This is a genomic window from Pseudomonas sp. DWP3-1-3b3 (genome assembly GCF_049896305.1).
GTDB lineage: Bacteria > Pseudomonadota > Gammaproteobacteria > Pseudomonadales > Pseudomonadaceae > Aquipseudomonas > Aquipseudomonas azotoformans_A.
In genome coordinates this window covers 107,956-134,316 of sequence record NZ_JAFCUA010000001.1, presented here as the reverse complement: position 1 = coordinate 134,316, position 26,361 = coordinate 107,956, and the positions used below count along the sequence as shown (strand labels likewise).

The window sequence follows — 26,361 nt, the reverse complement described above, 5'->3', positions numbered from 1 at the left end:
GCCATCGCAGGCAAGCCAGCTCCCACATTTAGATCGAGGACAACCATGACAACCTTGCACGCTGAAGCCGTCGGTAAACGCACCTGGCCGCAATACCTCGGCTGGGGCCTGTTCCTGGTCCTGCTGGCCTGGGCCTGGCACGGCGCCGAGATGAACCCGCTGGCGCTGTATCGTGACTCCGGAAACATGGCGACCTTCGCCGCCGACTTCTTCCCGCCGGACTTCCACGAGTGGCGCTCCTACCTCAAGGAGATGATCGTCACCGTGCAAATCGCCCTTTGGGGCACAGTGTTGGCCATCGTCTGCTCGGTGCCGCTGGGCATTCTCTGCGCCGACAACATCACCCCCTGGTGGATCCACCAACCGCTGCGCCGGGTGATGGACGCCTTCCGTTCCATCAATGAAATGGTGTTCGCCATGCTGTTCGTGGTCGCCGTCGGCCTCGGTCCTTTTGCTGGCGTTTTGGCCCTGTGGATCAGCACCACCGGCGTCCTCGCCAAGCTGTTTGCCGAAGCCGTCGAAGCCATCGACCCAGGCCCGGTGGAAGGCGTGCGTGCCACTGGCGCGAGTGCCTTGCAGGAAGTGATCTACGGCGTGATCCCCCAGGTGATGCCGCTGTGGGTGAGCTACGCGCTGTACCGCTTCGAAGCCAACGTGCGCTCGGCCACGGTGGTCGGCATGGTCGGTGCGGGCGGGATCGGCGTGATCCTCTGGGAAAACATCCGCGCCTTTCAGTTTGTACAAACCTGCGCGGTGCTGCTGGTGATCATCGTGGTGGTGAGCTGTATCGATGTGTTGTCCCAACGCCTGCGCAAGCAGTTCATCTGACGTCGGAGGGGTGCCCGCGCGGCGCTTTTTTTAAGCATGCAGTTGTCTAGACAAGATGAGCCGGTGTACCGCGAACTCGCGGATATTCTGCGCCGTGAATTGAGCAGCTACAGCGCCGGCGACTTCCTGCCCGGCGAGGTGCACATGGCCGAGCGTTTTGGCGTCAACCGCCACACGCTGCGCCGCGCCATCGACGAACTGGTGTTCGAAGGCAGCCTGTTGCGCCGCCAGGGCAAGGGCACCCAGGTACTTGATCGCCCCTTGATCTACCCGATGGGCGCCGAGACCTCCTACAGCCAGTCACTGTCGGCCCAGGGCATGGGCGTGGAAGCGGTGCTGCTCAAGCGCCGCTACTGCTACGCCAGTCGCGATGAGGCGCAGCACCTGGGCATTGCCGAAATGGCGCCGATGATCGAGCTGCAGACCCTGCGCAAACTCAACCACCAACCCGTCAGCCTGATTCGCCATCGCTACTGCGCCAGCCGGGCGCCGCTGCTGGCCGACTACACCGGCGGTTCGCTGCGCCAGTACCTGCGCGAACGCGACCTGCCGCTGACGCGCACCCAAAGCCTGATCGGTGCGCGTTTGCCCAACCGTGATGAAGCCGCGCTGCTGATGATGCCTCGGCACTTGCCAGCCCTCACCGTATTCACACTTTCCCGCGATCGCGACGGCCGCCCGGTGGAGCTGGCGCAGTCCACCAGCCGTTCGGATCGCTTCCAGTACCAAGTGGTGACCTGATGGAGACCCTGATGAATCTGTCCCCGCGTCAGCATTGGATTGGTGTGCTCGCCCGCGCCCAACTCAGTGAACTGCAACCTCACGAAGCCGCGTTGAAAGACGCGGCATACCAACTGATCCGCGCCCCGGAAATCGGCATGACCCTGGTGCGCGGCCGCATGGGCGGCAATGGCGCACCCTTCAACGTCGGCGAAATGAGCGTGACCCGCTGCGTGGTGCGCCTGGCCGATGGCCGCACCGGCTACAGCTACCTGGCCGGGCGCGATAAGGCGCATGCCGAGTTGGCGGCCCTGGCCGATGCCCACTTACAAGGCACGCAGCCAAGTCTTTGGCTCAGCGATTTGATCACCGCGCTGGCCAATACGCAGGCCGCTCGACGCGCGCAAAAAGAAGCCGACACCGCCGCGACCAAGGTCGAGTTCTTCACGTTGGTTCGAGGAGAAAACTGATGAATGCGCAACTGTTGCAACCGGCCTTTGTCGACCCGGTGCTGGACGCCCAGCGCGGTTTTCGTGCCGCCCTCAAAGCCTTGGCCGAACCCGGTTTGATCCAGCACCTGCCGTCTGCGCCACACCTCGATGGCCTGGCACCCGCCACCTATGCCCTGTGCCTGGCGATGCTGGATGGGGACACGCCGCTGTGGCTGGCGCCGAGCTTCGACACGCCGCTGATCCGCGCCAACCTGGCGTTCCACTGCGGTTGCCCGTTGACGGCGAACCGTGAAGACGCAGTGTTCGCCTTGCTCGGTGAGCAAGACCTGCTCGACCTCAGCGGCTTCGATCACGGCAATGACCGTTACCCCGACCAGTCCTGCACCCTGCTTGTGCAGCTCACCGACCTGGAATCCGGTCGAGGCCTGCTCTGGCGCGGTCCGGGCATCAAGGCCCAGCGCCAGGTGCAGGTGCCCGTGCCGCAAGCGTTCTGGCTGGAGCGCCAGCGTCGCGAAGCCTTCCCCCGTGGCCTGGACGTGCTGTTTGCCGCCGGCCATCACCTGATCGGCCTGCCGCGCAGCAGCCGTGTCACAGAGGAGCGTGCCTGATGTACGTAGCCGTCAAAGGTGGCGAACAGGCCATCGACAATGCCCACCGCCTGCTGGCGAAAAAACGCCGGGGCGATACCGCGATTCCGGAACTGAGCGTCACGCAAATCCGCGAGCAACTGCCCCTGGCCGTGGCGCGGGTGATGACCGAAGGTTCGCTGTTCGACGAAGAACTCGCCGCGCTGGCGATCAAGCAAGCGGCGGGGGACCTGGTGGAAGCGATCTTCCTGCTGCGCGCCTACCGCACCACGCTGCCGCGCTTCAGCCCGAGCTTGCCGATCGACACTGCGCAGATGTCGTTGAGCCGGCGCCTGTCCGCCACGTTCAAGGACGTGCCCGGCGGCCAGTTGCTCGGCCCGACTTTCGATTACACCCACCGGCTGCTGGATTTTTCGCTGCTGGCCGAAGGTGAATACCCCGGCCCGCAGACTATGCCGGATGCGCGCATCGAAGCCTGCCCACGGGTGCTCGGCCTGCTCGCCAAAGAAGGCCTGATCAAGACCGAAACCGACGACAACGTCAGCGTCGCCGATATCACCCGCGACCCGCTGGAATACCCGGCCAGCCGCGCCGAACGCCTGCAAGCCCTGGCCCGTGGCGATGAAGGTTTCCTGTTGGCGCTGGGCTACTCGACCCAACGTGGCTACGGCCGTAATCACCCGTTTGCCGGCGAGATTCGCATCGGCGACGTCGAGGTGTGGATCGACCCGCCAGAGCTGGGCTTTCCCATCTGCCTGGGCAGCATCGAAGTCACCGAGTGCGAGATGGTCAACCAGTTCGTCGGCTCGGCCACTGAACTGGCGCAGTTCACTCGCGGCTACGGGTTGGCCTTCGGGCATGCCGAGCGCAAGGCCATGGGCATGGCGCTGGTGGATCGCTCGCTGCGCGCGGGGGAATACAACGAAGAGATCGTCTCGCCGGCCCAGCGTGAAGAATTCGTACTGGCCCACTGCGACAACGTCGAGGCGGCCGGTTTTGTCTCGCACCTCAAACTACCGCACTACGTGGACTTCCAGTCCGAACTGGAACTGATCCGCAAACTGCGCCAACCGGCCGAGGGCCCGAGCCATGAATGACGCCGCCTACAACTTCGCCTACCTCGACGAACAGACCAAACGCATGATCCGCCGCGCCTTGCTCAAGGCCGTGGCGATCCCCGGTTACCAAGTGCCGTTCGGTGGCCGCGAAATGCCGTTGCCTTACGGCTGGGGCACCGGCGGCATGCAATTGACCGCCGCGATCCTCGGTGCGGACGATGTGCTTAAAGTCATCGACCAAGGCGCCGACGACACCACCAACGCCGTGTCGATCCGCCGCTTTTTTGCACGCACCGCAGGCGTCGCCACCACCGAAGCCACGCCGGACGCGACGGTGATCCAGACCCGCCACCGCATCCCGGAAACCCCGCTGCAGGCTGACCAGATCATGGTCTACCAGGTGCCGATCCCCGAACCGCTGCGCTTTATCGAACCGTCGGAAACCGAGACCCGCACCATGCACGCCCTGAATGATTACGGGGTGATGCACGTGAAACTCTACGAAGACATCGCCACCTTCGGCCATATCGCCACCAGCTACGCCTACCCGGTGATGGTCGACGAGCGCTACGTGATGGACCCGTCGCCGATCCCCAAATTCGACAACCCGAAACTCGACATGAGCCCGGCGCTGATGCTGTTCGGCGCTGGTCGCGAGAAGCGCCTGTACGCGGTGCCGCCCTATACCCAGGTCACCAGCCTGGACTTTGAAGACCACCCCTTCGAGGTACAGAAGTGGGAGCACAACTGCGCCATCTGCGGCAGCCATGAATCGTTCCTCGATGAGCTGATTCTGGACGATGCGGGCACCCAGAGTTTTGTCTGTTCCGACACCTGGTATTGCGCGCAACGCGTCAAGGAGAACAACCAGTGAGCCAGCCGTTATTGCAAGTGCGTGACCTGTCCCTGTTGTACGGCCTGGAGAAGGGCTGCCAAGGCGTGAGTTTCGATCTTTACCCCGGTGAAGTGCTGGGCATCGTTGGTGAGTCCGGCTCGGGTAAATCCACCTTGCTCTCGCTGTTGAGCGGGCGTTTGCCGCCGCAAGCCGGCAGCATCGGCTACCGCAGCAAGGACGGCGAATGGCTGGATTTGTACAGCGCCAGCGAAGCCGAGCGCCGCACATTGCTGCGCACCGAATGGGGCTTTGTCGAGCAGAACCCCCGCGACGGTTTGCGCATGGGCGTGTCGGCCGGTGCCAATATCGGCGAGCGCCTGATGGCCCAGGGCGTGCGCAATTACGCGCAACTGCGCGGTGCCGGTCTCGATTGGTTGAGCCAGGTGGAAATCGACCCGCAACGTATCGATGACTTGCCGCGCACCTTCTCCGGCGGCATGCAGCAGCGCCTGCAAATCGCCCGCAACCTCGTCTCCAGCCCACGGCTTGTATTCATGGACGAACCCACCGGCGGCCTCGACGTGTCGGTGCAAGCGCGCCTGCTCGACCTGCTGCGCGGCTTGGCGCGTGAGCTGGATTTGGCGGTGGTGATCGTCACCCACGACCTGGCTGTCGCGCGCCTGTTGGCCGACCGCCTGATGGTGATGCGTCGCTCCCGTGTGGTGGAAACCGGGCTCACCGACCAGATCCTCGACGATCCACAGCACCCTTACTCTCAACTGCTGGTGTCTTCGGTATTGCAGCCATGACAAATGCCTTGATCGAGGTCCGTGACCTCTCGAAAACCTTCACCCTGCATCAGCAACACGGCGTGGTGCTCAACGTGCTGCGTGGCGTCGAGTTCAGTGTGCAGGGCGGTGAATGCCTGGTGCTGCACGGCCAGTCCGGCGCCGGCAAAAGCACCTTGCTGCGCACCTTGTACGGTAACTATTTGCCGGCGGGTGGCAGCATTCGTGTGCAGCATGCGGGCGCGTGGCTGGAACTGGTCGGCGCCGAGCCACGTGACATCTTGCAGGTGCGTCAGCAAACCCTCGGCTACGTCAGCCAATTCCTGCGGGTAATCCCCCGCGTGGCATGCCTGGACGTGGTGATGGAGCCGGCGTTGGCCCGTGGCTGGTCCAAGGCCAATGCGCAGTCGCGTGCCGAACACCTGCTGACCCGCCTGAATATCCCGCAACGCCTGTGGCAGCTGGCGCCCGGCACTTTCTCCGGGGGCGAGCAACAGCGCGTCAACATCGCCCGTGGCTTCATGGTGGCCTGGCCGGTGATGCTGCTGGATGAGCCCACCGCGTCCCTGGACGACAACAACCGCCAGGTGGTGCTGGAGCTGATGAACGAAGCCAAGGCCGCCGGCGCAGCGCTGATCGGCATCTTCCATGACCGCGCCGCCCGTGAAGCGGTTGCCGACCGCCATTTCGACATGACCCCCACGCCTGTTGCCCAAGAGGAATACGCAAATGCCCGCTGAACAGATCCTCAGTAATGCCCAGATTGTCACGGCTGATCGCATGTTCCTGGGCTCGGTGGTGCTGCGCGACGGCAAGATTGTCGACCTTGCTGAAGGGCGCAGCCAGTTGCCCCAGGCCCAGGACCTGGGCGGCGATTTCCTGTTGCCGGGCCTGGTGGAATTGCACACCGACAACCTGGAAAAACACATGACTCCGCGCCCCGGTGTGGACTGGCCGTCGACTTCGGCCGTGCTCAGCCACGACGCGCAGATCATCGCGGCGGGCATCACCACGGTGTTCGACGCGGTGTCCATCGGCGACGTGAACCCCAAGGGCAACCGCATGAAAAAGCTGCCGGCGATGCTCGATGCCATCGCCCAGGCGGAAGGCGCCGGCCTGACCCGCGCCGAGCACCACCTGCACCTGCGCTGCGAGCTGTGCCACCCGGACACCCTCAGCGTATTCCGCGACCTGGTGGAAAACCCGCTGGTGCAACTGGTGTCGGTGATGGACCATTCGCCGGGCCAGCGCCAGTTCGTGCTTGAATCCAAGTACCGTGAGTACTACATGGGCAAGTACCACCTGAACGACGAAACCATGGACGCGTTCATCGTGCTGCAAAAGGCCAATTCCCTGGCGTACAGTGACCGTTATCGCGCCGCCATCGTCGAGCATTGCCTGGCGCGCGGCCTGTCCGTCGCCAGCCACGACGATGCGACATTGGCCCATGTGCAAGAGTCGGCAGGCTACGGCATGACCATCGCCGAATTCCCCACCACGCTGGAAGCGGCGAAGGGCTGCCAGGCGCTGGACATGAAAGTGTTGATGGGCGCGCCGAACGTGGTGCGCGGTGGGTCGCACTCGGGTAATGTGGCCGCCGCCGGCCTGGCGGCCGAGGGATTGCTGGATATACTTTCCAGCGACTATTACCCGGCCAGCCTGTTGCAGGCGGCCTTTGTGCTGGCCGACCAGCAGGACGGCGGCAACCTGTCGCGAGCGGTCAAGATGATCAGCCTGGCGCCGGCAAAAGCCGCGGGCCTCAGCGATCGCGGCGAAATCGCCATTGGCCTGCGCGCGGACCTGGTCCAGGCCCGCAGCCGCGAAGGGCTGCCGGTGGTGCAACAAGTATGGCGACAAGCGAAGAGGGTGTTTTGATGGCAGGCAGGTTGATCTATCTCATCGGGCCGTCCGGCTCGGGCAAAGACAGCCTGCTGGATGCCGCACGCCCACGGTTGGCCGAGCGCGGTTGCCGCATCGTGCGCCGCGTTATCACCCGCTCGGCGGAAGCAGTGGGCGAGGCGGCGCAAGGGGTCACCCCGGAGCAGTTCGCCGCGCTGCAGGCCGAGGGCGCCTTTGCCCTCAGCTGGCAGGCGAACGGTTTGTCCTACGGCATTCCCAGGGAGATCGACGCGTGGCTGGCGGCGGGTGACGACGTGCTGGTCAACGGCTCCCGTGCGCACTTGGCACAGACCCGCGCGCGTTATCCGACGTCGCTGGTGTTGCTGTTGACGGTGGACCAGGCGGTGTTGCGCCAGCGTTTGATCGCACGCGGGCGTGAGGCCTTGGCGGATATCGAGGAGCGCCTGGCACGCAATACGCGGTTCACCGCTGAGTTGATCGCGGGGCATGGGGCGGGGTTGTTCGTGCTAGACAACTCCGGGCCGCTGGAGCATACGGTCGAGCGCCTGCTGTGCTGCCTCGACCACGGACACTCGGCATGCGCCTGACGCTGCTCGGCACCGGTGACGCGCGGCAAGTCCCGGTGTACGGCTGCGAATGCCCCGCGTGCGGTCTGGCGCGCAGCGACGCAAGCCTGCGCCGCCGCCCGTGCAGTGCGCTGATCGAATGCGGCGACCAACGCTGGCTGATCGACAGCGGCTTGCCCGACCTCACCGAACGCTTCCCGCCGCGCAGCTTCAACGGGATTTTCCAGACCCACTATCACGCTGATCATGCCCAGGGTTTGCTGCACCTGCGCTGGGGGCAGGGGCTGGTGATTCCGGTGCACGGCCCGGCGGATCCGGAGGGCTTGTCCGATCTGTACAAGCATCCGGGCATTCTCGATTTCAGCCAGCCTTTTGCCGAGTTTGAAACACGCCAATTTGGCGAGTTGAGCGTCACGGCATTGCCGTTGCAACATTCCAAACTGACCCTGGGTTACCTGCTCGAAGGCGAGGGGCGGCGCATCGCCTACCTCACCGACACGGTCGGCCTCCCGCCGGCAACATTAGCCTGGCTGCAACGCGAACCCTTGGACGTGCTGGTACTGGATTGCTCCATGCCGCCGCAGCCGCAAGCACCGCGCAATCACAATGACCTGACGCTGGCGTTGCAGAGTATCGAGGAAACTGGCGCGCAACGGGGGGTGTTGACCCATGTGGGGCATACGTTGGATGCGTGGTTGCTGGAGCATCGGCGTGAGTTGCCACGGCATGTCACGGTCGGCTGGGATGGCCGGATTATCTGAACGCCTACGGTTGCACAGAACGTTACTTCCTCAATAACCCCTCAACGTATTCGATAAATGCCTTGGCCTTGGCACTCGGCATTCGACCCGTCGGCAATACCGCCCACAGGTCCTTTGGCGGGAGTTCCCAATCGGTCAATACGGACTTCACTTCACCCCTGGCCAATTCCGGCGAAAACATCCATTCGGACGTCATCGCCAGGCCGTGGTGGGCGAGCACACCTGCGCGCAAACCTTCGGAAGAGGTGACGCGCAAGCGTCCTTGAGCGGCGATGGTGTGTTCGTGAAGGCCTTGTTTGAAGGGCCAGAGCGGGCTTTCCCCGAGGCTGTAGATCACGGCCTGGTGGTTGAGGATATCCGCCGGGCTCTGTGGCTCGCCGAAACGTTCGAAGTAGGCCGGTGTACCGAATACCCTGCACGGACTTTGGCCAAGTCGGCGAGCAGTGAGGCCAGAATCACTCAGGTTGCCGATACGCAGGGCGACGTCGATGCCGTCTTCAACCAGGTTCAGGAGTCGGTCGTCGAGCAACACGTCGATGTTCAGGCCTGGATGTTGGTCCAGGAAGGGGCCCAGGTTAGGAATGATCCGCATGCGGGAGAACGTCACGCCGGCGCTGACCCGCAGGTTGCCCGTCAATCCGGCGCTGGCGCCACGGGCGGCCTCGTCGGCTGCATTGGCTTCATCGATAGCCCGCTTGGCCCGTTCGAAGTACACCAGGCCCGCCTCGGTGGGGGTCAGGCCCCGTGTGGAGCGCATCACCAGCCGCACGGCAAGGCGCGCCTCCAGTTGCGCAATGCTCTTGGAAACGGCGGGCTGGCCGATGCCCAGGCGTTTGGCGGCTGCGGAGAACGAGCCGGTTTCGACGACGTGGACGAAGGTTTCCATGGCGGTGAGGCGGTCCATCGGTGGCTCCTGTCGGGCTTGGCGGCGTTCAAGCCTAAGGCGATGACCCGGATGTGTCATGCGTTTCCAATGTCGAGCGGGTGGGTTTTCAATATCCAGTAAAACAGCCGTCAGTCAGACCTGCGTATTTTGTGCTTGAGTAAAGGTAGCTCTAGGGTTATTTTTATTCAGGCCAAGCCAAGAAGGATTAGCCGCTGGGCACCGTCAGAAGCATCAGGAAACGCGCCGGCTTGTTTCAGTTTTAAGGAGAACGTTCATGCAATACCCAATCTGTATCGAATGGGGCGATGACTTCACCGCCACCGGTATCCAGATCCCCGATATCCCAGGTGCGGTCACCGCCGGGGACAGTTTTGAAGAGGCCTACAACGCCGCAGTGGAAATCGCGCACATCATGCTGCAAGAGATTGCCGCAGAAGGCGGCCCGATCCCGATGCCGACGTCGGTAGCCAACCATCACGCGCACGAAGACTACGCCGGCATGGGTTGGGGGATGTTGGAGCTGGACATCACGCCCTACCTGGGCAAGACCGAAAAGGTCAACGTGACTTTGCCTGGTTACGTCATCCAGCGCATCGACCGGTATGTGCGTGAACACAAGGTCAAGAGCCGCTCTTCCTTCCTGGCGGACGCTGCGCTGGAGAAGCTGGTGCGGTCCTGAGGAAGCGTTAAGGGGTGTGTCCTAGTCGGTGGGAAAACAGCGTACTTGAGCGGGCAGTTTTTTTTTGGATTCTGTTTTTCTCTTGCCAAAACAACGCGATGCCGCCCGGGCCTTTGTGTTGTCGAGTGTTTAAATTGCAAAGGAATTCTTGGCTGTATTGCCCAGTGTTTCAGGGCGTTCGGGTGTTTCGGCTGGTATTAACTTTACGGTGGTGCCGGATTTTTCAGCGTGCGAGTTTCCCTCTGGACCCGTTGGCTAACAATCAGTTGGCCGACTCTCTTTATTGAAACCAAAGGTGTCGCACAATGAATAATTATGACCTGCGCAGTAGGAGTCCTCTGAATAACCTGCCGGTATCGGACCCCGGCCCATTTGGTGTGGGGGCCGGCAATAAACCCTCTTACACGACGGACCAGGCAGCCAGCCAACTCACGCGAGAAAACCTGCGCTTTCATGACCGCAACGGCGATTCGAAAGTCGATGTGAATTACACGGTGGATGGCAGTTTCACCCAGCAGCAGCAACGACGTGTCCGCCAGGCAGTGCAGTCCTGGCAGGATGTGGCAAATATCAACTTTCGCGAGCAGGCGGGCGGGGCGGACGGCACACTCAACATTCGTAACAACCCAGGCAGTGACCGTGGGGTGGCCACCTTCCCTGGCCGTTTCACTACCCAGACAACGGCCACGATTGGCACACGGGGAGAAAGTGGGGCACCGGCATTGGGCAGTCACTTTTCGGTGACGGCTATCCATGAGGTCGGCCACGCCATCGGCCTGCACCATCCGGGGAACTACAACGGACTTGGTTTTGATTACCAGAACGGCGCGGTCTACGCCGAAGACACCAAAGCGCGTACGGTGATGAGTTATTGGTCGGAGAAAAACCAGAAGGGGCACGACTTCAACGGGCAGAATCCATCTGCGCCGATGATGGACGATATCGCGGCGGCGCAACGCCTCTACGGCGCCAATCATGAGACGCGCAAAACCGATACCACCTATGGCTTCAACTCCAATACCGAGCGCGAGGCGATGAGCCTCAAAAGCGCTGCGGACAAACCTGTCTTCTGTGTGTGGGACGGTGGCGGCGTCGACACGATGGATTTCTCCGGGTTTTCCCAGGACCAGAACATCAACCTGAATGCCGAATCGTTTTCTGATGTGGGCGGGTTGAAGGGCAATGTGTCCATTGCTAAGGGTTGCACGATTGAAAACGCGATTGGCGGCGCAGGGCGAGACAACATCTCGGGAAATGAGGCGGCAAACCGGATCAAGGGCGGCGGGAAGGGCGACTCCCTGAGAGGCGGTGGCGGCGCGGACACCTTTGTCTACGACAAGGCGAGCGACTCCACGCCGACCGACCCCGACATGATCGAGGATTTCACCAGCGGCACGGATAAGGTCGACGTGTCGGGCGCCTTGAAGGAGGCGGGTGTGCGTGCGCTGGTTTTCACTGATCGGTTCAGTGGTCGCGCCGGGGAGGCGGTGATCAAGCATGATCCGAGTACGGGTCTCTCAAGCCTGGCGATTGACCTGAAGGGCACGGGTAAGCCGGACCTGTTGCTCAAGAGCAAGGGCGAAATCAAGCCAACGGATGTGCTGTGGGAGGGACAAGCACCGGAGGTGCAGCCTGCACCTGCTCCCACTCCGGCGTCGCCTCCTCCGGTCCCGACACCCGCTCCCCCTCCTGTGACGGATAAGACGCAGGAGCAAGCTGCCGGCTTGATTCAGATGTTCGCAATCACCCTGCTGGCCTTTTTCTCGCAATTGCTGAGCCTGCTGACATCGCCTGCCGGCCAAGCATCCGCGGAAAAAGAACAGTCTTGAACCTCTCCTCAAGCAGTGGCGACCGTGGCCTGACGTGAAGCACTCAGGAACCGCAGCAGCGCGATCAAGGGGAACGCGCTGCCTACCAGCATCACACCCAGCCAGCCGCCGTGCTCATACACGCTGCTGGCAATCGCCGAGCCGAAGGCACCGCCGATGAAGATGCTGGTCATGTACAGCGCGTTCAGGCGGCTGCGGCTGTTGGCGTCGAGGGCGTAGATGGCGCGCTGGCCCAGCACCATGTTCATCTGCACGCAGAAGTCCAGGACCACGCCGGTCACCGCCAGGCCGATCACGCTGTACAACGGGTGCACGAAGGCTGGCAGAAAGCTCAACGCGGCAAACAGCATGGCCAGCAACGACGCACGGTGAGTGTGACCGGCATCGGCCAGGCGGCCCGCGATGGGCGCGGCAATGGCACCCAGGGCGCCGACCAGGGCGAACAGCGCGATCTCGCTTTGGCTCAAGCCGTGGTTACGCGCCAGTTCCAGTGGGGCAGCGGTCCAGAACAGGCTGAAGGTGGCGAACATGCAACCCTGATAAAACGCCCGCTGGCGCAGCACCGGCTGCTCACGCAACAAGGTGCCGAGGGAGCGCAGCAACTGGCCATAGGTGGCACTGTGATCGGGCTGGCGCTTGGGGATGGTGATCAGCAACACCACGCTGATAAACGCCATCAACGCCGCTGCGGCCATGAACATCGCGCGCCAGCCGAAGTGGTCCGCCACCACGCTCGACACGGGCCGTGCCAACAGGATGCCCAGTAACAGGCCGCCCATGATGCTGCCGACCACGCGGCCACGGGACTCGGCGGGTGCCAGGTGCGCGGCCAGCGGAATCAGGATCTGCACCGACACCGAACTGAAGCCGATCAGCAGCGACACCAGCAGGAACAGGTTCGGCTGTTCGGTAAACGCCGCACCTAACAAGCTGGCGATGGCCAGTACGGTGGTGGCGATCATCAGCTTGCGGTTTTCCAGCAGATCGCCCAGTGGTACCAGGAAAAACAGGCCCAGGGCGTAGCCGATCTGCGTCAAGGAGACGATCAGGCTGGCCATGGCGGGCGTGAGGCCGATGTCCGGCGCGATCAGCTCGATGATCGGTTGGGCATAGTAGATGTTGGCAACGATGGCGCCGCAGCAAAACGCAAACAGCATCACCATGCTCCGGGTCATGGTGGTTGTAGCGTGGGACGTAGCGTTCATGGTGTTCTCATAAATGCGAAGGAAAGTGGGGCGAGCCTAAAGACAACACCGTAGCCCGGGTAGGCCGCTGGCAGTGATAACACTCATGCCCGGTAATGATGAGTGAATCGTTAACTTTCTGCGCGAAGGGTAATGATACATTCAGAAACAACTGCCGAAACAGGAAATCCCATGAAGATCACGTTGAACAAGATGCTCCTGGCTTCCACCCTGGCCGCCGCGATGGCCGTAGGCCTGGCCCAGGCTGCCGAGGCTCCCCGCGTGGGCGTACGCGGTGCCATTACCGCGATGGAAGGCGATGCGATGCACGTCAAGGTCAACAGCGGCGAAGACGTCATCGTGCATCTGACCCCAAGCACTCAGGTGCGCGCGGTCACCCTGGCCAAGATCGATGAGATCAAGCCGGGCAGCTACATTGGCTCCGCCGCCATGCCCAACGCCGATGGCACCTTGACCGCACTGGAAGTGCACGTCTTCCCACCGGCCATGGCCGGCACGGGCGACGGGCATCGCGCGTTTGACTTGAAAGAAGGCAGCAGCATGACCAATGGCACCGTCGGCGACTTGGTCGTCAGCAACGGGCGCACCTTGACCGTGAAGTACAAAGGTGGCGAGCAGAAGATCGTGGTGCCGGAGGATGTGCCGATCGTCAACCTGGAGCCGGGGGATCGCAGTTTGCTCAAGGCGGGGGTGAAGGTGGTGTTGTTTGCAGCGCAGGGGGCGGATGGGACCATCACAGCCCAGGCCATCTCAGCCGGTAAAGAGGGTGTGACGCCGCCGATGTAACTGCCAGGCAAAAGGCCAATGTGGGAGCTGGCTTGCCTGCGATGGCATCACCTCGGTGTAACAGACAGACCGAGTTGATCCCATCGCAGGCAAGCCAGCTCCCACACTGGATTGCATTTCTTCAGTTACAACGGTTTATTGGCCGGAGTAAATCTGGTCAAACACCCCACCATCATTGAAGTGAGTCTTCTGCACGGTACGCCAGTCACCAAAGGTCTTCTCTACCGACAGGAAGTCGACTTTCGGGAAGCGGTCGGTGTACTTGGCCAGCACTTTCGGATCACGTGGACGCAGGTAGTTGTTGGCCGCGATTTCCTGGCCTTCTGGCGACCACAGGTACTTCAGGTAGTCTTCGGCCGCTACACGGGTGCCTTTCTTCTCGACCACCTTGTCGACCACCGACACGGGCGGCTCGGCTTCGGCGGAAACGCTGGGGTAGATCACTTCGAACTGATCACGGCCGAACTCACGGGCGATCATTTCCGCTTCGTTCTCGAAGGTCACCAGCACGTCGCCGATCTGGTTGGTCATGAAGGTGGTGGTGGCCGCACGGCCGCCGGTATCCAGCACCGGAGCCTGCTTGAACAGTTTGCCGACAAAGGCCTTGGCCTTGTTTTCGTCGCCGCCGTTCTTCAGCACATAACCCCAGGCCGACAGGTACGTGTAGCGGCCGTTACCCGAGGTTTTCGGGTTGGGCACGATCACTTGCACGCCGTCTTTCAACAGGTCCGGCCAGTCCTTCAGGGCTTTCGGGTTGCCTTTGCGCACGATGAATACGGTGGCGGAGGTGAACGGTGCGCTGTTGTTCGGCAGGCGGGTGACCCAGTTGTCCGGCACCAGTTTGCCGTTGTCGACCAGGGCGTTGATGTCGGTGGCCATGTTCATGGTGATCACGTCAGCCGGCAGGCCATCGATCACCGAGCGCGCTTGTTTGCTGGAGCCGCCGAAGGACATCTGCAGGGTCAGCTTGTCGTTCGGGTGCTCGGCTTCCCAGTGTTTCTGGAAGGCGGCGTTGTAGTCCTTGTAGAAATCGCGCATCACGTCGTAGGAGACGTTGAGCAGTGTGACGGGGGCAGCCTGGACGGCGCCCGCCAGGGCAAGGCCGGCGGCCAGGAGAGAGGCGCTAACGAGTTTTTTCACTGCTCATTCCTTGTTGTTCGAGAAGGTAGTCGATTGAGTAGGGGCAATATGCCAGCGACTATAGCTGGCGCTGCATAGACGTTTAAAGATTAAAACGTACTTTGCTTATTCCACTTTACGGAAAAGGTTACTCCCGCACCGCGAGCAGAAGGCGGCATTCGGTTCATGGCTGTTTTTCTTGCAGACCGGGCAGTCGGTTTGCAGCTGTTCACCGCGCATGGCACTCGCCAGTTCAGCGGTGAAAATCCCGGTGGGCACGGCGATGATCGAGTAACCGGTGATCATCACCAGTGACGAAATCACCTGGCCCAGCGGCGTCTTCGGCACGATGTCGCCAAAGCCCACGGTGGTCAGGGTCACGATGGCCCAGTAGATGCCTTTGGGAATGCTGGTAAAGCCGTGCTCCGGGCCTTCGATCACGTACATCAAGGTGCCGAACACCGTGACCAGCGTGCACACGCTGACCAGGAACACCACGATCTTCTGCTTGCTGCCCCGCAGCGCCGCCATCAGGTAGTTGGCCTGCTTGAGGTACGGGCTGAGCTTGAGCACGCGGAAGATCCGCAACATCCGAATGATGCGGATGATCAACAGGTACTGCGCATCGCTGTAATACAACGCGAGGATGCCGGGCACGATCGCCAGCAAGTCCACCAACCCATAAAAACTGAAGGCGTAGCGCAACGGCTTGGGCGAGCAATACAGCCGCAACCCGTATTCGATCAGGAAGACAAGGGTGAAGCCCCACTCGATATAGGCCAGCACATCGGCGTAGTTCTGGTGGATCTGGTCGATGCTGTCGAGCATCACGATCACCAGGCTGGCCAGGATGATCAGCAGCAGGATGCCGTCAAAGCGCCGTCCGGCCGTGGTGTCACTCTGGAAAATCATGACGTAGAGCCGCTGGCGCCAGTCGTTGTTGCTGTCCATAAATCCCGCCTGAAACTGATATCGAGCAAGCCTAGGGGGATTCGAAGGGGCTGTCCATGCAGGGTTTGCGCAGCACTCGAACACCCGCACGCACCAGCCAACAGGCGAGGATGAACGGCGCGGTCAGCGCAGGCAGGTGCAGGGCGGCAAAACCCGGTGTGAGGATGATCGCCAACAGGATGCCGAGCAGCGGCAGCCAGGGCTGGCGACGTACCTGGCTCAACGCCACGGCAGCCAGCGCCGGGTTGTAGCTGTGCAGGCCGAGGAGGGCGCTGGCGGGTTCGTCCAGCCACAGCGCAATCGGCACGCCGACACTGGCGCCGATCAAGGCCCAGGTGGCGGCGCGGCGGTTGGCCAGCCACAGGCCCAGCGCAATCAGCGCGCCTGATACGGGCTGGTCCAACAACATGATTTGCGCGAGTCCGGTAAAAGGCGCGGCGAGGATAGCCAACGTGGCGGGTTCGCTCTGGGCAAAGGTACTCTCTGGCACGGTGCCCAGCAGCAACCAACCCAGCCCGACAAAAGGCGCGGTGTAGGCCGGCAGGTCATTGGGCTGGCTGGCGCGTTTCAACCATTGGCGCGTCAGGATCGCACTCAAGCCGCCGCACGCCAGGATCAACGGCGGCAGCAAGGCTGACCAGGCAAAGTGCTGGCTGATCAACAAACCCAGCAGCACGCCGTTATAGCTATACAGCCCGGCCTGGCGCTCGGTCTTGGGATAACCGCGACGCTGGGCCGTGAGCAATCCCGCCACGCCGCCCAACAGCGCGCCGCCGAGCAAGGTCGGCGCGCCGATCAGGATCGCCAGCAGGCACAGCAGACCGCACAGCGGTTGGCGTTGCAGGAAGATCTGGCTAAAGCCGTTGAGCAGGGCTTCGGCCCAGTCGGGGCAGGTGTGGTTGTGCATGGTGGTTAGTCAGTGAGACCGAGTTGTCCCCATCGCAGGCAAGCCAGCTCCCACATTTGACTGTGTTCGCAGATCAAAATGTGGGAGCCGGGCTTGCCCGCGATGGGGCCCGAACAGGCGCTAGATCAACGTCTCTATACGCAAAGAGTTGGTCGACCCCGGTTGCCCGAACGGCACCCCCGCCGTAATCACCAACGTATCCCCGCGCTCCGCCATGCCCTGTGCCTGGGCAATCTCCAGCGCCGTGGAACACACCTCATCCACCTGACGCAGCCGATCATTGACCACCGAATGCACGCCCCACGCCACGCTCAAGCGCCGTGCCGTGGACAGGTTGGGCGTGAGGTTGAGGATCGGCGCCACCGGCCGTTCCCGCGCCGCGCGCAGGCTGGAGCTGCCCGACTCGCTGTAGTTCACCAGTACCGCCACCGGCAGGATGCTGCTGATGCGGCGGATCGCACAGCTGATGGCGTCCGACACCGTGGCATCCGCCTTCGGTCGGCTGACATCCAGTTGCGCCTGGTAATCCGGGCCGTTTTCCACCTGGCGGATGATCTTGCTCATCATCTGTACGGCTTCCAGCGGGTATTCGCCGGACGCGGTTTCCGCCGACAGCATCACCGCGTCCGCGCCTTCGGCCACGGCATTGGCGACATCGGTGACTTCGGCGCGGGTCGGCGCCGGTGAGAAGCGCATCGACTCCAGCATCTGCGTCGCCACCACCACAGGTTTACCCAGTTGGCGGCAGGTGCTGATGATGTCCTTCTGTATCTGCGGCACGCTCTCGGCCGGTACTTCCACGCCCAGGTCGCCTCTGGCCACCATGATCGCGTCGCTCAGTTCGGCGATTTCCTGCAGGCGCTGCACGGCCGAGGGCTTCTCGATCTTGGCCATCAGGAACGCCTTGTCGCCGATCAGCTCGCGGGCTTCGCGAATGTCTTCCGGGCGCTGCACGAACGACAGTGCCACCCAGTCCACGCCCAGCTCCAGGCCAAAGCTCAAATCGCGCCGATCCTTGGCGGTCAATGGGCTGAGTTCCAACAGGGCTTGTGGGACGTTCACGCCTTTGCGATCAGACAATTCACCGCCATTGAGCACGGTGGTGTCGATGGCGTCGGCATGTTTGGTGATCACCCGCAGGCGCAGCTTGCCATCGTCCAGCAGCAGGTCCATGCCGGGTTCCAGCGCCGCGATGATTTCCGGGTGGGGCAGGTTGACCCGACGCTGGTCGCCCGGTGTTTCGTCCAGGTCCAGGCGCAACGCCTGGCCGCGCACCAGTTGCACCTTGCCCTCGGCAAAGCGTCCGACGCGCAGTTTCGGCCCTTGCAGGTCCATGAGAATGCCCAGCGGGTAATTCAGCTGGCGCTCGACCTGGCGAATCCATTGGTAGCGTTGGGCATGGTCGGCGTGGTCGCCGTGGCTGAAATTGAGCCGGAAGATGTTCACACCGGCTTCTACCAGTTCACGGATGTCGTCGATACCGTCGGTGGCCGGGCCCAGGGTGGCGAGGATTTTGACCTTCTTGTCAGGCGTCATGTTTGGCAGTCTCAAGGATCAGGATGGCGCGGAAGTCGTTGACGTTGGTGCGCGTCGGCTCAGTGATGATCAAACCGTCGAGGGCGGCGAAATAGCCGTAGCCGTTGTTGTTATCCAGCTCATCGCTGGCCGACAGCCCGAGGGCTTCGGCGCGCGAATAACTGCACGGCGTCATGATCGCGCCGGCGTTGTCTTCCGAGCCGTCGATACCGTCGGTGTCACCGGCCAGGGCATACACGCCGGGCAGGCCCTTGAGGCTGTCGGTGAGGCTCAACAGGAATTCCGCATTGCGCCCGCCACGGCCATTGCCGCGCACGGTCACGGTGGTTTCGCCGCCGGAGAGGATCACGCACGGCGCCGCCAAGGGCTGGCCGTGTTGCACGATCTGTCGGGCGATACCGGCGTGCACCTTGGCCACGTCCCGTGCTTCGCCTTCGAGGTCGCCGAGGATCAACGGGCTGAAACCGGCCTGGCGGACTTTCACCGCCACCGCTTCCAGGGATTGCTGGGGGCGGGCGATCAATTGGAAGTGGCTGCGGGCAAGTACCGGGTCGCCGGGCTTGACGGTTTCCGAGGCCGGGTTCTGTAACCAACTGCGCACCGAAGCGGGGGCGTCGATGTTGTAACGCTTCAGGATCGCCAGCGCCTGTTGCGACGTGCTCGGGTCACCGACCGTGGGGCCGGAGGCAATCACTGTGGCCTGGTCTCCAGGCACATCGGAAATTGCGTAGGTGTAGACCGTCGCTGGCCATGCGGCTTTCGCCAGTCGGCCGCCCTTGATGGCCGAGAGGTGCTTGCGCACGCAATTCATCTCGCCGATGGTCGCGCCGGACTTGAGCAGGGCTTTGTTGATGGCCTGTTTATCGGCCAGGGTGATGCCTTCTGCGGGCAACGCCAGCAGCGCAGAGCCACCGCCGGAGAGCAGGAAGATCACGCGGTCGTCTTCCGTCAGGTTGCTGATCAGTGCCAGCACACGCTGGGCCACGGCCAGGCCGGCAGCGTCGGGTACCGGGTGCGCGGCTTCGACCACTTCGATTTTCTTGCACGGCGCGCCGTGGCCGTAACGGGTGACAACCAGGCCGGTGACTTCGCCCTGCCAGACGTTTTCCACGACCAGCGCCATGGCGGCGGCGGCCTTGCCGGCGCCGATCACGATCACACGGCCGCTGCGGTCGGCGGGCAGGTAGGGTTCAAGGACTTGCCGGGGGTGGGCAGCGTCGATGGCTGTGGCAAACAGCTCGCGAAGCAGATGTTGCGGATCGACCGACATAAGCGGGCTCCCGGGGGATTCTTGTTATTAGGGATGTTGCGGTGATCGTTCCCACAGGGCTGTGGGAACGATCTGATTACAGAGGGGATTACTTCTCGCGAATCGAGAAATTCGCCATATGTTCCAGGCCTTTGATCAGCGCCGAGTGGTCCCAGTTGCCGCCGCCAATCGCGGTGCACGTACTGAACACCTGCTGCGTACCGGCGGTGTTCGGCAGATTGATCCCCAGTTCCTTGGCACCGGCCAGCGCCAGGTTGAGGTCCTTCTGGTGCAGGTTGATGCGGAAGCCCGGGTCAAAAGTGCCCTTGATCATGCGCTCGCCATGCACTTCGAGGATTTTCGACGAAGCAAATCCGCCCATCAGCGCTTCCCGCACCTTGGCCGGGTCGGCGCCGTTCTTGGAGGCGAACAGCAGCGCTTCCGCGACCGCCTGGATGTTCAGCGCGACGATGATCTGGTTGGCCACCTTGGCGGTCTGGCCATCACCATTGCCGCCCACCAACGTGATGTTCTTGCCCATGGCCTGGAACAACGGCAGCGCGCGTTCGAAGGTCTGCGGCTCGCCACCGATCATGATGCTCAGGGTGCCGGCCTTGGCGCCGACTTCACCACCGGACACCGGGGCATCCAGGTACTGCGCGCCGGTCTCGTTGATCTTGGCGGCGAACGCCTTGGTGGCGGTGGGGGAGATCGAACTCATGTCGATCACCACCTTGTTCGGCGACAGGCCGGCGGCGACGCCGTCTTTGCGGAACAGTACGTCGTCGACCTGCGGGGTGTCCGGCACCATCACAATGATGAACTCGGCTTCCTGCGCAACCTGCTGCGGGTTGGCCAGGGCCACCGCGCCAGCGTCGATCAGCGCTTGCGGCGCCTTGCCGTGGTGTTCGGAGAGGAACAGTTGGTGACCTGCTTTCTGCAGGTTGGCGGCCATGGGTTGACCCATGATGCCGGTGCCGATAAATCCGATTTTAGCCATGAAGAAATCCTCTATTTAGATGGCGTTGTGGGTCTTCAACCAACCCAAACCCGCTTCGGTGGTGGTCAACGGCTTGTACTCACAGCCGACCCAACCCGTGTAGCCGATGCGGTCCAAATGTTCGAACAGGAAGCGGTAGTTGATCTCACCGGTGCCCGGCTCGTTGCGCCCAGGGTTGTCTGCCAGCTGGATGTGGTTGATCTCACCCAGGTTCGCGGCCATGGTGCGGGCCAGGTCGCCTTCCATGATTTGCATGTGATAGATGTCGTACTGCAGGAACAGGTTGGCGCTGCCCACCTGTTCCCGAATCGACAGGGCTTGCGCCGTGTTGTTCAGGTAGAACCCTGGGATGTCGCGGGTGTTGATCGCTTCCATGACCAGCTTGATGCCCACGGCTTGCAGTTTTTCAGCGGCGTACTTGAGATTGGCGACGAAGGTTTTTTCCAGGGTTTCGTCGTCAACGCCTTGTGGCCGGATGCCCGCCAGGCAGTTGATCTGGGTGTTGCCCAGCACCTGGGCGTAGGCGATGGCCAGCTTGACCCCGGCACGGAATTCCTCGACCCGGTCCGGGTGGCAGGCCAGGCCGCGTTCGCCCTTGGCCCAGTCACCGGCCGGCAGGTTGAACAGCACCTGGGTCAAACCGTGGGCGTCGAGTTGCGCCTTGATTTCGGCAGAGCTGAATTCATAGGGGAACAGGTACTCGACGCCTTGGAAGCCGGCGTCGGCGGCCGCTTTGAAACGGGCAAGAAAGTCCTGTTCGGTAAACAGCATGGACAGGTTGGCGGCGAAACGCGGCATAAGGTTCTCCTTAATCGAGCAGGGAAATGGCAGTCGGCGCATCGTTGCCGACCAGTGCCAGATCTTCGAATTCGTTGACGGCGTTGATCTCGGTGCCCATGGAAATATTGGTCACGCGCTCCAGAATAATCTCAACGATCACCGGCACCTTGAATTCTTCGATCATTTCCTCGGCGCGGCGCAGGGCCGGCGCGATCTGGCTTGGCTCGAATACGCGCAGGGCCTTGCAACCCAGGCCTTCGGCGACGGCCACGTGGTCTACGCCATAGCCGTTGAGTTCCGGCGCATTGAGGTTGTCGAAGGACAGCTGCACGCAGTAGTCCATTTCAAACCCGCGCTGGGCCTGGCGGATCAGGCCGAGGTAGGAGTTGTTCACCACCACGTGGATGTACGGCAGCTTGAACTGTGCGCCCACCGCCAATTCTTCGATCATGAACTGGAAGTCGTAGTCGCCGGACAGCGCCACCACTTTGCGGCTCGGGTCGGCCTTGACCACGCCGAGGGCGGCGGGGATGGTCCAACCCAACGGGCCGGCCTGGCCGCAGTTGATCCAGTGGCGTGGCTTGTACACGTGCAGGAACTGCGCGCCGGCAATCTGCGACAGGCCAATGGTGCTGACGTAGCAGGTGTCTTTGCCGAACACCTGGTTCATTTCTTCATACACGCGCTGTGGCTTGACCGGCACGTTGTCGAAGTGAGTCTTGCGGTGCAGGGTGGCTTTGCGCTGCTGGCAGTCATTGAGCCAGGCGCTGCGGTCCTTGAGCTTGCCGGCGGCTTTCCACTCACGGGCCACTTCAATAAACATAGTCAGCGCGGAACCGGCGTCGGAAACGATGCCCAGGTCCGGGGTGAAGACGCGGCCAATCTGGGTCGGCTCGATGTCGACGTGGATGAATTTGCGGCCTTCGGTGTACACCTCGACCGAACCGGTGTGGCGGTTGGCCCAACGGTTACCGATGCCCAGCACCACGTCCGACTTGAGCATCGTCGCGTTGCCATAACGGTGGGACGTCTGCAGGCCGACCATGCCAACCATCTGTGGGTGATCGTCCGGGATGGTGCCCCAGCCCATCAGGGTCGGGATCACCGGGATGCCAGTCAGTTCAGCGAACTCAACCAGCAACTCGCTGGCGTCGGCATTGATCACGCCGCCACCGCTCACCAGCAGTGGGCGCTCGGCCTGGTCCAGCAGCGCCAGGGCTTTTTCCACCTGCACGCGGGTGGCCAGTGGCTTGGCCAGGGGCAGCGGCTGGTAGGCGTCGATGTCGAATTCGATCTCGGCCATCTGCACGTCGAACGGCAGGTCGATCAGTACCGGGCCAGGGCGGCCGGAGCGCATTTCGTAAAAGGCTTTCTGGAAGGCGTACGGCACTTGGCCGGGTTCCAGGACGGTGGTCGCCCACTTGGTCACCGGCTTGACGATGCTGGTGATGTCCACGGCCTGGAAGTCTTCCTTGTGCATCCGGGCGCGGGGCGCTTGACCGGTGATGCACAGGATCGGGATCGAGTCGGCCGAGGCGCTGTACAGGCCGGTGACCATGTCAGTGCCCGCCGGGCCCGAGGTGCCGATGCACACGCCGATATTGCCGGCCTTGGTGCGGGTGTAGCCCTCGGCCATGTGGGAGGCGCCTTCAACGTGGCGAGCAAGGACGTGATCGATGCCACCCACTTTCTGCAAGGCCGAATACAGCGGGTTGATCGCGGCGCCTGGGATACCGAAGGCGGTGTCCACACCTTCGCGACGCATCACCAGGACAGCGGCTTCGATTGCTCTCATTTTGCTCATGATATTGGTGCCTCTTGCGTTTTGTAATTGTATACAAGTGGTGTCTGATCAAAGTGTATTCACGGCGAGCGGCATAGGTCAATGCATTTTATAAACTGGCCTTTGCGTTCGTCGGAACCGCTTTTTTCGACGTATGGAGCCTTTGTGCGAAAATATTGTATACAAAATTAAAAGTCATTGTGTTCTATTTGTTTGATCGAGCATCTGATCATTCAGACCTCCACCGCTTTCCCAATAACAAAAGAAGGACGGCACCATGAGCGCTTTAACCTTGAAACTCGCCACCCAACTGGCCAGCCAGGCCCTCAGTGCAGGGCGCACCATTTCTGCTGCACCGCTGACCATCGCCGTGCTCGACAGCGGCGGCCACTTGATCACCCTGCAACGCGAAGACGGCGCCAGCCTGCTGCGCCCGCAAATCGCCATCGGCAAGGCTTGGGGCGCGATTGCCCTGGGCAAGGGTTCACGCCTGCTGGCGCTGGACGCGCAGCAGCGACCGGCGTTTATCGCGGCGCTGAACAGCCTGGGGCAGGGCAGCGTAGTGCCTGCGCCGGGTGGCGTGTTGATTCGGAGTCAGGAGGGCGTGGTGCTGGGGGCGATCGGCATCAGCGGTGATACGTCGGATATTGATGAGCAGTGCGCGATTACGGCGATCGAGGGGGTGGGGTTGATGGCGGATGCGGGGGTGTCGGCCTAGCGTTTTTGCTGGTCTGTCGGGTCTCATCGCGGGCAAGTCGAAGCGTCGAACCGCCGCTCCCACATTGGTCGGTGTAAACACCATCAAACCCTGTGGGAGCGGGCTTGCCCGCGATGCAGACGACTCGGTTTCAAGTCAAAGCCAAATAGCATCCCACAGCGGGTAGTCGCCAAATTTTTTTACCAGTCCAGCTCTCAAGGGATTGGCCACAATGTATCGTGCGATCCCTTCAAGACTCTCTTCACGGCGCACTGCATGGTCGTGAAAACCGGGCTGCCAGAGCCTGCCCTGACGCCCAGCTACTGCATTCACCACGCGAGTACTTTTGGACTTCACTTGGCGCATCAAATCAGCAAGTGAGCCTTTCTCCAGCGAAATGAGCCAGTGAAAGTGATCGGGCATCACTACCCAAGCAAGGGAAGTGGCCAGACCTTGATGCTGTGCGATCCTGAACTGCTGTACGACCAGCCGACCCAGTTTGAAATCACTGAATATAGGCAGCCGGTCAAGAGTGTTAGTAGTGAGTAAATAGATGCGGTTGGGTTCGTCGTAGCGACCGAGACGCAGACGATTTGAAGCAGGTAGATCAGGCATTCCTTGGCCTCTCTTCAGATGGTGTCCTGAGAGGCTAGATCTCGATGGCTGATGCTGATTGGCAGGCTTTTGGCAGGATGTGTCTGGGTAGGCGCTATCGCGGGCAAGCCCGCTCCCACAGGAGGTTTGCGGTGTGCTTACATTTTGTCTAAGACGCACGAACCTGTGGGAGCTGGCTTGCCTGCGATAGCTTCACTCGGTCTTTCAGTCCGGCTCACAACCTTTAAGCACCAACCGAATAATCGTCTGCGCCGCCGCTTCATAATCCGCCTCATCCAACTTGGCCTTCCCGGTCACCGCCGAGATCTGCCAGTCAAAATCCGCATAGGTTTGCGTCGCCGCCCAGATGCTGAACATCAAATGGTTGGGGTCAATCGGGGCGATCAGGCCGCGATTTACCCAGTCCTGGATACAGGCGATGTTGTGCTTGGCCTGGGCGTTGAGCTGTTCGACCTGATCCGCGCTGAGATGCGGGGCGCCGTGCATGATTTCGCTGGCGAAGACTTTGGACGCAAACGGCAGGTCGCGGGAGATGCGGATTTTCGAGCGGATGTAATTGCTCAGTACCACCGAGGGTTCGCCATCCGGATTGAACGGCGTGGAAGCGGCCAGGATCGGCTCGATAATGCTTTCGAGCACCTCGCGGTAGAGGTTGTCCTTGGACTTGAAGTAGTAGTAGACGTTGGGCTTGGGCAGCCCGGCCTTGGCGGCGATGTCGCTGGTTTTGGTCGCGGCGAAGCCCTTGTCGGCAAACTCCTCGCTGGCCGCCCGCAGGATCTTTTCTTTGTTGCGCTCGCGAATGGTGCTCATAAACCTGGAGTTTCCTTGCCAAGACTGGCGGTTGCGCATGGTAGCACCGGCCATCCGCGAGCCTCAACAATCTGCCCGCAGGGCCTTGCGCCGCGCTATGCTCGCGCCATCCCACTCTTACGGAAGCCCGATTCATGGCAGGAAGCAGCTTGTTGGTGTTGATCGACGATATCGCCGCGGTACTCGATGACGTTGCCCTGATGACCAAAATGGCGGCAAAGAAGACCGCTGGCGTGCTGGGTGATGACCTGGCGCTCAATGCCCAGCAGGTCTCCGGTGTGCGTGCGGAGCGGGAAATTCCCGTGGTGTGGGCGGTGGCCAAGGGGTCGTTCGTCAACAAGTTGATCCTGGTGCCGGCCGCCTTGTTGATCAGTGCGTTTGCGCCCTGGGCGGTGACGCCGTTGTTGATGCTCGGCGGTGCCTACCTGTGTTTCGAAGGGTTCGAGAAGCTGGCGCATAAATTCCTGCACAACAAAGACGAAGACCAGGCGCAACATGCGCAGTTGGTCGAAGCGGTTGCGGACCCGGCAACCGACCTGGTGGCTTTCGAAAAGGACAAAATCAAAGGCGCTATCCGTACCGACTTCATCCTCTCCGCCGAAATCATCGCCATCACCCTCGGCACCGTGGCCGATGCGCCCTTGATGCAGCAGGTGATCGTGCTCTCCGGCATCGCGATTGTCATGACCGTGGGCGTGTATGGCTTGGTGGCCGGTATCGTCAAGCTGGACGACCTGGGTCTGTGGCTCACCCAGAAGCCTGGTCAGGCGGCACGCAGCATTGGCGGCGCCATCCTGCGTGCGGCGCCGTACATGATGAAAAGCCTGTCGGTGATTGGGACCGCGGCGATGTTCCTGGTAGGCGGCGGGATTCTCACCCATGGCGTGCCGGTGGTGCATCACTGGATCGAGACCGTGAGCCAGGGCGCAGGTGGGGTGGCGTGGTTGGTCCCGACGCTGCTCAATGGCGTGGCGGGGATCATTGCCGGGGCCGTGGTGCTGGCGCTGGTCAGCGGGGTGGGCAAGCTCTGGAAGACCGCGAAGGCCTGATCGTGCGGCAATAAAAAAGGCCATT

28 protein-coding genes are annotated in these 26,361 nt (G+C 62.0%); 16 read left to right on the top strand and 12 right to left on the bottom strand.

What is annotated here, in order from left to right:
* Positions 1–45: 45 nt before the first annotated feature.
* From phnE to phnP, 11 genes are read left to right on the top strand one after another with little or no spacing between them, the layout of a single operon-like run.
* Positions 46–828, top strand: coding sequence for a phosphonate ABC transporter, permease protein PhnE (phnE, locus tag ACP7BX_RS00660; RefSeq protein WP_033897602.1), 783 nt, complete (start codon positions 46–48; stop codon positions 826–828).
* Between the two features lie 36 nt (positions 829–864).
* Positions 865–1,569: a phosphonate metabolism transcriptional regulator PhnF gene (gene phnF / locus ACP7BX_RS00655; RefSeq protein ID WP_314531583.1), complete on the top strand. Its 705-nt coding sequence runs from the start codon at positions 865–867 to the stop codon at positions 1,567–1,569.
* Between the two features lie 11 nt (positions 1,570–1,580).
* A complete protein-coding gene (gene phnG, locus ACP7BX_RS00650) occupies positions 1,581–2,018 on the top strand; it encodes a phosphonate C-P lyase system protein PhnG (RefSeq protein ID WP_426130423.1) in 438 nt (145 codons plus the stop codon).
* Positions 2,018–2,608, top strand: a complete 591-nt coding sequence (gene phnH / locus ACP7BX_RS00645; protein WP_426130421.1) for a phosphonate C-P lyase system protein PhnH — start codon at positions 2,018–2,020, stop codon at positions 2,606–2,608. Before phnG ends, phnH begins: the two co-directional genes overlap by 1 nt.
* Positions 2,608–3,684, top strand: coding sequence for a carbon-phosphorus lyase complex subunit PhnI (locus ACP7BX_RS00640; protein WP_426130419.1), 1,077 nt, complete (start codon positions 2,608–2,610; stop codon positions 3,682–3,684). Before phnH ends, ACP7BX_RS00640 begins: the two co-directional genes overlap by 1 nt.
* Positions 3,677–4,519 carry an alpha-D-ribose 1-methylphosphonate 5-phosphate C-P-lyase PhnJ gene (locus ACP7BX_RS00635; RefSeq protein ID WP_177051360.1) on the top strand — a complete coding sequence of 281 codons (843 nt, stop codon included), beginning with the start codon at positions 3,677–3,679 and terminating at the stop codon, positions 4,517–4,519. The genes ACP7BX_RS00640 and ACP7BX_RS00635 overlap by 8 nt, the downstream gene beginning before the upstream one ends.
* Complete coding sequence (gene phnK, locus ACP7BX_RS00630) at positions 4,480–5,289, top strand: phosphonate C-P lyase system protein PhnK (protein ID WP_426130510.1); 810 nt, start codon at positions 4,480–4,482, stop codon at positions 5,287–5,289. The genes ACP7BX_RS00635 and phnK overlap by 40 nt, the downstream gene beginning before the upstream one ends.
* Positions 5,286–6,008 (top strand): phosphonate C-P lyase system protein PhnL, encoded by a 723-nt coding sequence (gene phnL, locus ACP7BX_RS00625; protein ID WP_426130416.1) that lies wholly within the window; start codon positions 5,286–5,288, stop codon positions 6,006–6,008. Before phnK ends, phnL begins: the two co-directional genes overlap by 4 nt.
* Positions 5,998–7,143 (top strand): alpha-D-ribose 1-methylphosphonate 5-triphosphate diphosphatase, encoded by a 1,146-nt coding sequence (locus ACP7BX_RS00620; protein WP_426130414.1) that lies wholly within the window; start codon positions 5,998–6,000, stop codon positions 7,141–7,143. Before phnL ends, ACP7BX_RS00620 begins: the two co-directional genes overlap by 11 nt.
* A complete protein-coding gene (gene phnN, locus ACP7BX_RS00615) occupies positions 7,143–7,715 on the top strand; it encodes a phosphonate metabolism protein/1,5-bisphosphokinase (PRPP-forming) PhnN (protein WP_314531600.1) in 573 nt (190 codons plus the stop codon). The genes ACP7BX_RS00620 and phnN overlap by 1 nt, the downstream gene beginning before the upstream one ends.
* Complete coding sequence (phnP, locus tag ACP7BX_RS00610; RefSeq protein ID WP_426130412.1) at positions 7,706–8,455, top strand: phosphonate metabolism protein PhnP; 750 nt, start codon at positions 7,706–7,708, stop codon at positions 8,453–8,455. Before phnN ends, phnP begins: the two co-directional genes overlap by 10 nt.
* Before the next feature lie 22 nt (positions 8,456–8,477).
* On the opposite strand, the gene ACP7BX_RS00605 is transcribed toward phnP, so the two are convergent.
* Positions 8,478–9,359, bottom strand: a complete 882-nt coding sequence (locus ACP7BX_RS00605; protein ID WP_314531604.1) for a LysR family transcriptional regulator — start codon at positions 9,357–9,359, stop codon at positions 8,478–8,480.
* Positions 9,360–9,615: 256 nt separating this feature from the next.
* Between ACP7BX_RS00605 and ACP7BX_RS00600 the strand changes: the two genes are divergently transcribed.
* The gene (locus ACP7BX_RS00600; RefSeq protein ID WP_033897613.1) at positions 9,616–10,020 is read left to right on the top strand and encodes a type II toxin-antitoxin system HicB family antitoxin; all 405 of its coding nucleotides are present in this window, start codon (positions 9,616–9,618) and stop codon (positions 10,018–10,020) included.
* A gap of 305 nt (positions 10,021–10,325) precedes the next feature.
* Positions 10,326–11,849, top strand: a complete 1,524-nt coding sequence (locus ACP7BX_RS00595) for a M10 family metallopeptidase C-terminal domain-containing protein (RefSeq protein WP_426130409.1) — start codon at positions 10,326–10,328, stop codon at positions 11,847–11,849.
* 8 nt (positions 11,850–11,857) lie between these two features.
* Here ACP7BX_RS00595 and ACP7BX_RS00590 read toward each other — a convergent pair whose 3' ends face one another.
* On the bottom strand, positions 11,858–13,054 hold the full coding sequence (locus ACP7BX_RS00590; RefSeq protein WP_095015309.1) for an MFS transporter: 1,197 nt from the start codon (positions 13,052–13,054) through the stop codon (positions 11,858–11,860).
* A 171-nt stretch (positions 13,055–13,225) separates the two neighbouring features.
* On the opposite strand from ACP7BX_RS00590, the gene ACP7BX_RS00585 reads away from it, so the two are divergent.
* Positions 13,226–13,840 carry a DUF5666 domain-containing protein gene (locus ACP7BX_RS00585; protein WP_314531609.1) on the top strand — a complete coding sequence of 205 codons (615 nt, stop codon included), beginning with the start codon at positions 13,226–13,228 and terminating at the stop codon, positions 13,838–13,840.
* Between the two features lie 135 nt (positions 13,841–13,975).
* On the opposite strand, the gene ACP7BX_RS00580 is transcribed toward ACP7BX_RS00585, so the two are convergent.
* The 8 genes from ACP7BX_RS00580 to gcl form a co-directional block, all read right to left on the bottom strand.
* A complete protein-coding gene (locus tag ACP7BX_RS00580; RefSeq protein ID WP_033897617.1) occupies positions 13,976–14,980 on the bottom strand; it encodes a sulfate ABC transporter substrate-binding protein in 1,005 nt (334 codons plus the stop codon).
* Positions 14,981–15,085: 105 nt separating this feature from the next.
* Positions 15,086–15,910, bottom strand: coding sequence for an ion transporter (locus tag ACP7BX_RS00575; RefSeq protein WP_061435897.1), 825 nt, complete (start codon positions 15,908–15,910; stop codon positions 15,086–15,088).
* A 31-nt stretch (positions 15,911–15,941) separates the two neighbouring features.
* The gene (locus tag ACP7BX_RS00570) at positions 15,942–16,817 is read right to left on the bottom strand and encodes an urea transporter (protein WP_426130406.1); all 876 of its coding nucleotides are present in this window, start codon (positions 16,815–16,817) and stop codon (positions 15,942–15,944) included.
* A 120-nt stretch (positions 16,818–16,937) separates the two neighbouring features.
* Positions 16,938–18,353, bottom strand: coding sequence for a pyruvate kinase (gene pyk / locus ACP7BX_RS00565; protein ID WP_016979579.1), 1,416 nt, complete (start codon positions 18,351–18,353; stop codon positions 16,938–16,940).
* A complete protein-coding gene (locus ACP7BX_RS00560) occupies positions 18,343–19,623 on the bottom strand; it encodes a glycerate kinase type-2 family protein (protein WP_269133330.1) in 1,281 nt (426 codons plus the stop codon). Before ACP7BX_RS00560 ends, pyk begins: the two co-directional genes overlap by 11 nt.
* Positions 19,624–19,711: 88 nt before the next feature.
* On the bottom strand, positions 19,712–20,602 hold the full coding sequence (locus tag ACP7BX_RS00555; RefSeq protein WP_033897622.1) for a 2-hydroxy-3-oxopropionate reductase: 891 nt from the start codon (positions 20,600–20,602) through the stop codon (positions 19,712–19,714).
* Between the two features lie 15 nt (positions 20,603–20,617).
* A complete protein-coding gene (gene hyi / locus ACP7BX_RS00550) occupies positions 20,618–21,400 on the bottom strand; it encodes a hydroxypyruvate isomerase (RefSeq protein WP_426130403.1) in 783 nt (260 codons plus the stop codon).
* Positions 21,401–21,410: 10 nt separating this feature from the next.
* The gene (gene gcl, locus ACP7BX_RS00545; RefSeq protein ID WP_016979576.1) at positions 21,411–23,186 is read right to left on the bottom strand and encodes a glyoxylate carboligase; all 1,776 of its coding nucleotides are present in this window, start codon (positions 23,184–23,186) and stop codon (positions 21,411–21,413) included.
* Positions 23,187–23,442: 256 nt separating this feature from the next.
* On the opposite strand from gcl, the gene ACP7BX_RS00540 reads away from it, so the two are divergent.
* The gene (locus tag ACP7BX_RS00540; protein ID WP_033897625.1) at positions 23,443–23,883 is read left to right on the top strand and encodes a GlcG/HbpS family heme-binding protein; all 441 of its coding nucleotides are present in this window, start codon (positions 23,443–23,445) and stop codon (positions 23,881–23,883) included.
* 135 nt (positions 23,884–24,018) lie between these two features.
* Here ACP7BX_RS00540 and ACP7BX_RS00535 read toward each other — a convergent pair whose 3' ends face one another.
* Together ACP7BX_RS00535 and ACP7BX_RS00530 are read right to left on the bottom strand one after the other, a co-directional pair.
* Positions 24,019–24,477 (bottom strand): REP-associated tyrosine transposase, encoded by a 459-nt coding sequence (locus ACP7BX_RS00535; protein WP_016979574.1) that lies wholly within the window; start codon positions 24,475–24,477, stop codon positions 24,019–24,021.
* Between the two features lie 204 nt (positions 24,478–24,681).
* Entirely contained in the window at positions 24,682–25,287 is a 606-nt protein-coding gene (locus ACP7BX_RS00530) for a TetR/AcrR family transcriptional regulator (RefSeq protein WP_426130400.1), read from the bottom strand.
* Positions 25,288–25,421: 134 nt separating this feature from the next.
* Between ACP7BX_RS00530 and ACP7BX_RS00525 the strand changes: the two genes are divergently transcribed.
* A complete protein-coding gene (locus ACP7BX_RS00525; RefSeq protein WP_426130398.1) occupies positions 25,422–26,336 on the top strand; it encodes a DUF808 domain-containing protein in 915 nt (304 codons plus the stop codon).
* Positions 26,337–26,361 lie beyond the last annotated feature (25 nt).

What these genes read in the sequence shown, in the direction of transcription:
- phnE (WP_033897602.1), top strand. Translation starts at nt 46, where the DNA reads ATGACAACCTTGCACGCTGAAGCCGTCGGTAAACGCACCTGGCCGCAA.
- phnF (WP_314531583.1), top strand. Translation starts at nt 865, where the DNA reads ATGCAGTTGTCTAGACAAGATGAGCCGGTGTACCGCGAACTCGCGGAT.
- phnG (WP_426130423.1), top strand. Translation starts at nt 1,581, where the DNA reads ATGAATCTGTCCCCGCGTCAGCATTGGATTGGTGTGCTCGCCCGCGCC.
- phnH (WP_426130421.1), top strand. Translation starts at nt 2,018, where the DNA reads ATGAATGCGCAACTGTTGCAACCGGCCTTTGTCGACCCGGTGCTGGAC.
- ACP7BX_RS00640 (WP_426130419.1), top strand. Translation starts at nt 2,608, where the DNA reads ATGTACGTAGCCGTCAAAGGTGGCGAACAGGCCATCGACAATGCCCAC.
- ACP7BX_RS00635 (WP_177051360.1), top strand. Translation starts at nt 3,677, where the DNA reads ATGAATGACGCCGCCTACAACTTCGCCTACCTCGACGAACAGACCAAA.
- phnL (WP_426130416.1), top strand. Translation starts at nt 5,286, where the DNA reads ATGACAAATGCCTTGATCGAGGTCCGTGACCTCTCGAAAACCTTCACC.
- ACP7BX_RS00620 (WP_426130414.1), top strand. Translation starts at nt 5,998, where the DNA reads ATGCCCGCTGAACAGATCCTCAGTAATGCCCAGATTGTCACGGCTGAT.
- phnN (WP_314531600.1), top strand. Translation starts at nt 7,143, where the DNA reads ATGGCAGGCAGGTTGATCTATCTCATCGGGCCGTCCGGCTCGGGCAAA.
- phnP (WP_426130412.1), top strand. Translation starts at nt 7,706, where the DNA reads ATGCGCCTGACGCTGCTCGGCACCGGTGACGCGCGGCAAGTCCCGGTG.
- ACP7BX_RS00605 (WP_314531604.1), bottom strand. Translation starts at nt 9,359, where the DNA reads ATGGACCGCCTCACCGCCATGGAAACCTTCGTCCACGTCGTCGAAACC.
- ACP7BX_RS00600 (WP_033897613.1), top strand. Translation starts at nt 9,616, where the DNA reads ATGCAATACCCAATCTGTATCGAATGGGGCGATGACTTCACCGCCACC.
- ACP7BX_RS00595 (WP_426130409.1), top strand. Translation starts at nt 10,326, where the DNA reads ATGAATAATTATGACCTGCGCAGTAGGAGTCCTCTGAATAACCTGCCG.
- ACP7BX_RS00590 (WP_095015309.1), bottom strand. Translation starts at nt 13,054, where the DNA reads ATGAACGCTACGTCCCACGCTACAACCACCATGACCCGGAGCATGGTG.
- ACP7BX_RS00585 (WP_314531609.1), top strand. Translation starts at nt 13,226, where the DNA reads ATGAAGATCACGTTGAACAAGATGCTCCTGGCTTCCACCCTGGCCGCC.
- ACP7BX_RS00575 (WP_061435897.1), bottom strand. Translation starts at nt 15,910, where the DNA reads ATGGACAGCAACAACGACTGGCGCCAGCGGCTCTACGTCATGATTTTC.
- ACP7BX_RS00570 (WP_426130406.1), bottom strand. Translation starts at nt 16,817, where the DNA reads ATGCACAACCACACCTGCCCCGACTGGGCCGAAGCCCTGCTCAACGGC.
- pyk (WP_016979579.1), bottom strand. Translation starts at nt 18,353, where the DNA reads ATGACGCCTGACAAGAAGGTCAAAATCCTCGCCACCCTGGGCCCGGCC.
- ACP7BX_RS00560 (WP_269133330.1), bottom strand. Translation starts at nt 19,623, where the DNA reads ATGTCGGTCGATCCGCAACATCTGCTTCGCGAGCTGTTTGCCACAGCC.
- ACP7BX_RS00555 (WP_033897622.1), bottom strand. Translation starts at nt 20,602, where the DNA reads ATGGCTAAAATCGGATTTATCGGCACCGGCATCATGGGTCAACCCATG.
- hyi (WP_426130403.1), bottom strand. Translation starts at nt 21,400, where the DNA reads ATGCCGCGTTTCGCCGCCAACCTGTCCATGCTGTTTACCGAACAGGAC.
- gcl (WP_016979576.1), bottom strand. Translation starts at nt 23,186, where the DNA reads ATGAGCAAAATGAGAGCAATCGAAGCCGCTGTCCTGGTGATGCGTCGC.
- ACP7BX_RS00540 (WP_033897625.1), top strand. Translation starts at nt 23,443, where the DNA reads ATGAGCGCTTTAACCTTGAAACTCGCCACCCAACTGGCCAGCCAGGCC.
- ACP7BX_RS00535 (WP_016979574.1), bottom strand. Translation starts at nt 24,477, where the DNA reads ATGCCTGATCTACCTGCTTCAAATCGTCTGCGTCTCGGTCGCTACGAC.
- ACP7BX_RS00530 (WP_426130400.1), bottom strand. Translation starts at nt 25,287, where the DNA reads ATGAGCACCATTCGCGAGCGCAACAAAGAAAAGATCCTGCGGGCGGCC.
- ACP7BX_RS00525 (WP_426130398.1), top strand. Translation starts at nt 25,422, where the DNA reads ATGGCAGGAAGCAGCTTGTTGGTGTTGATCGACGATATCGCCGCGGTA.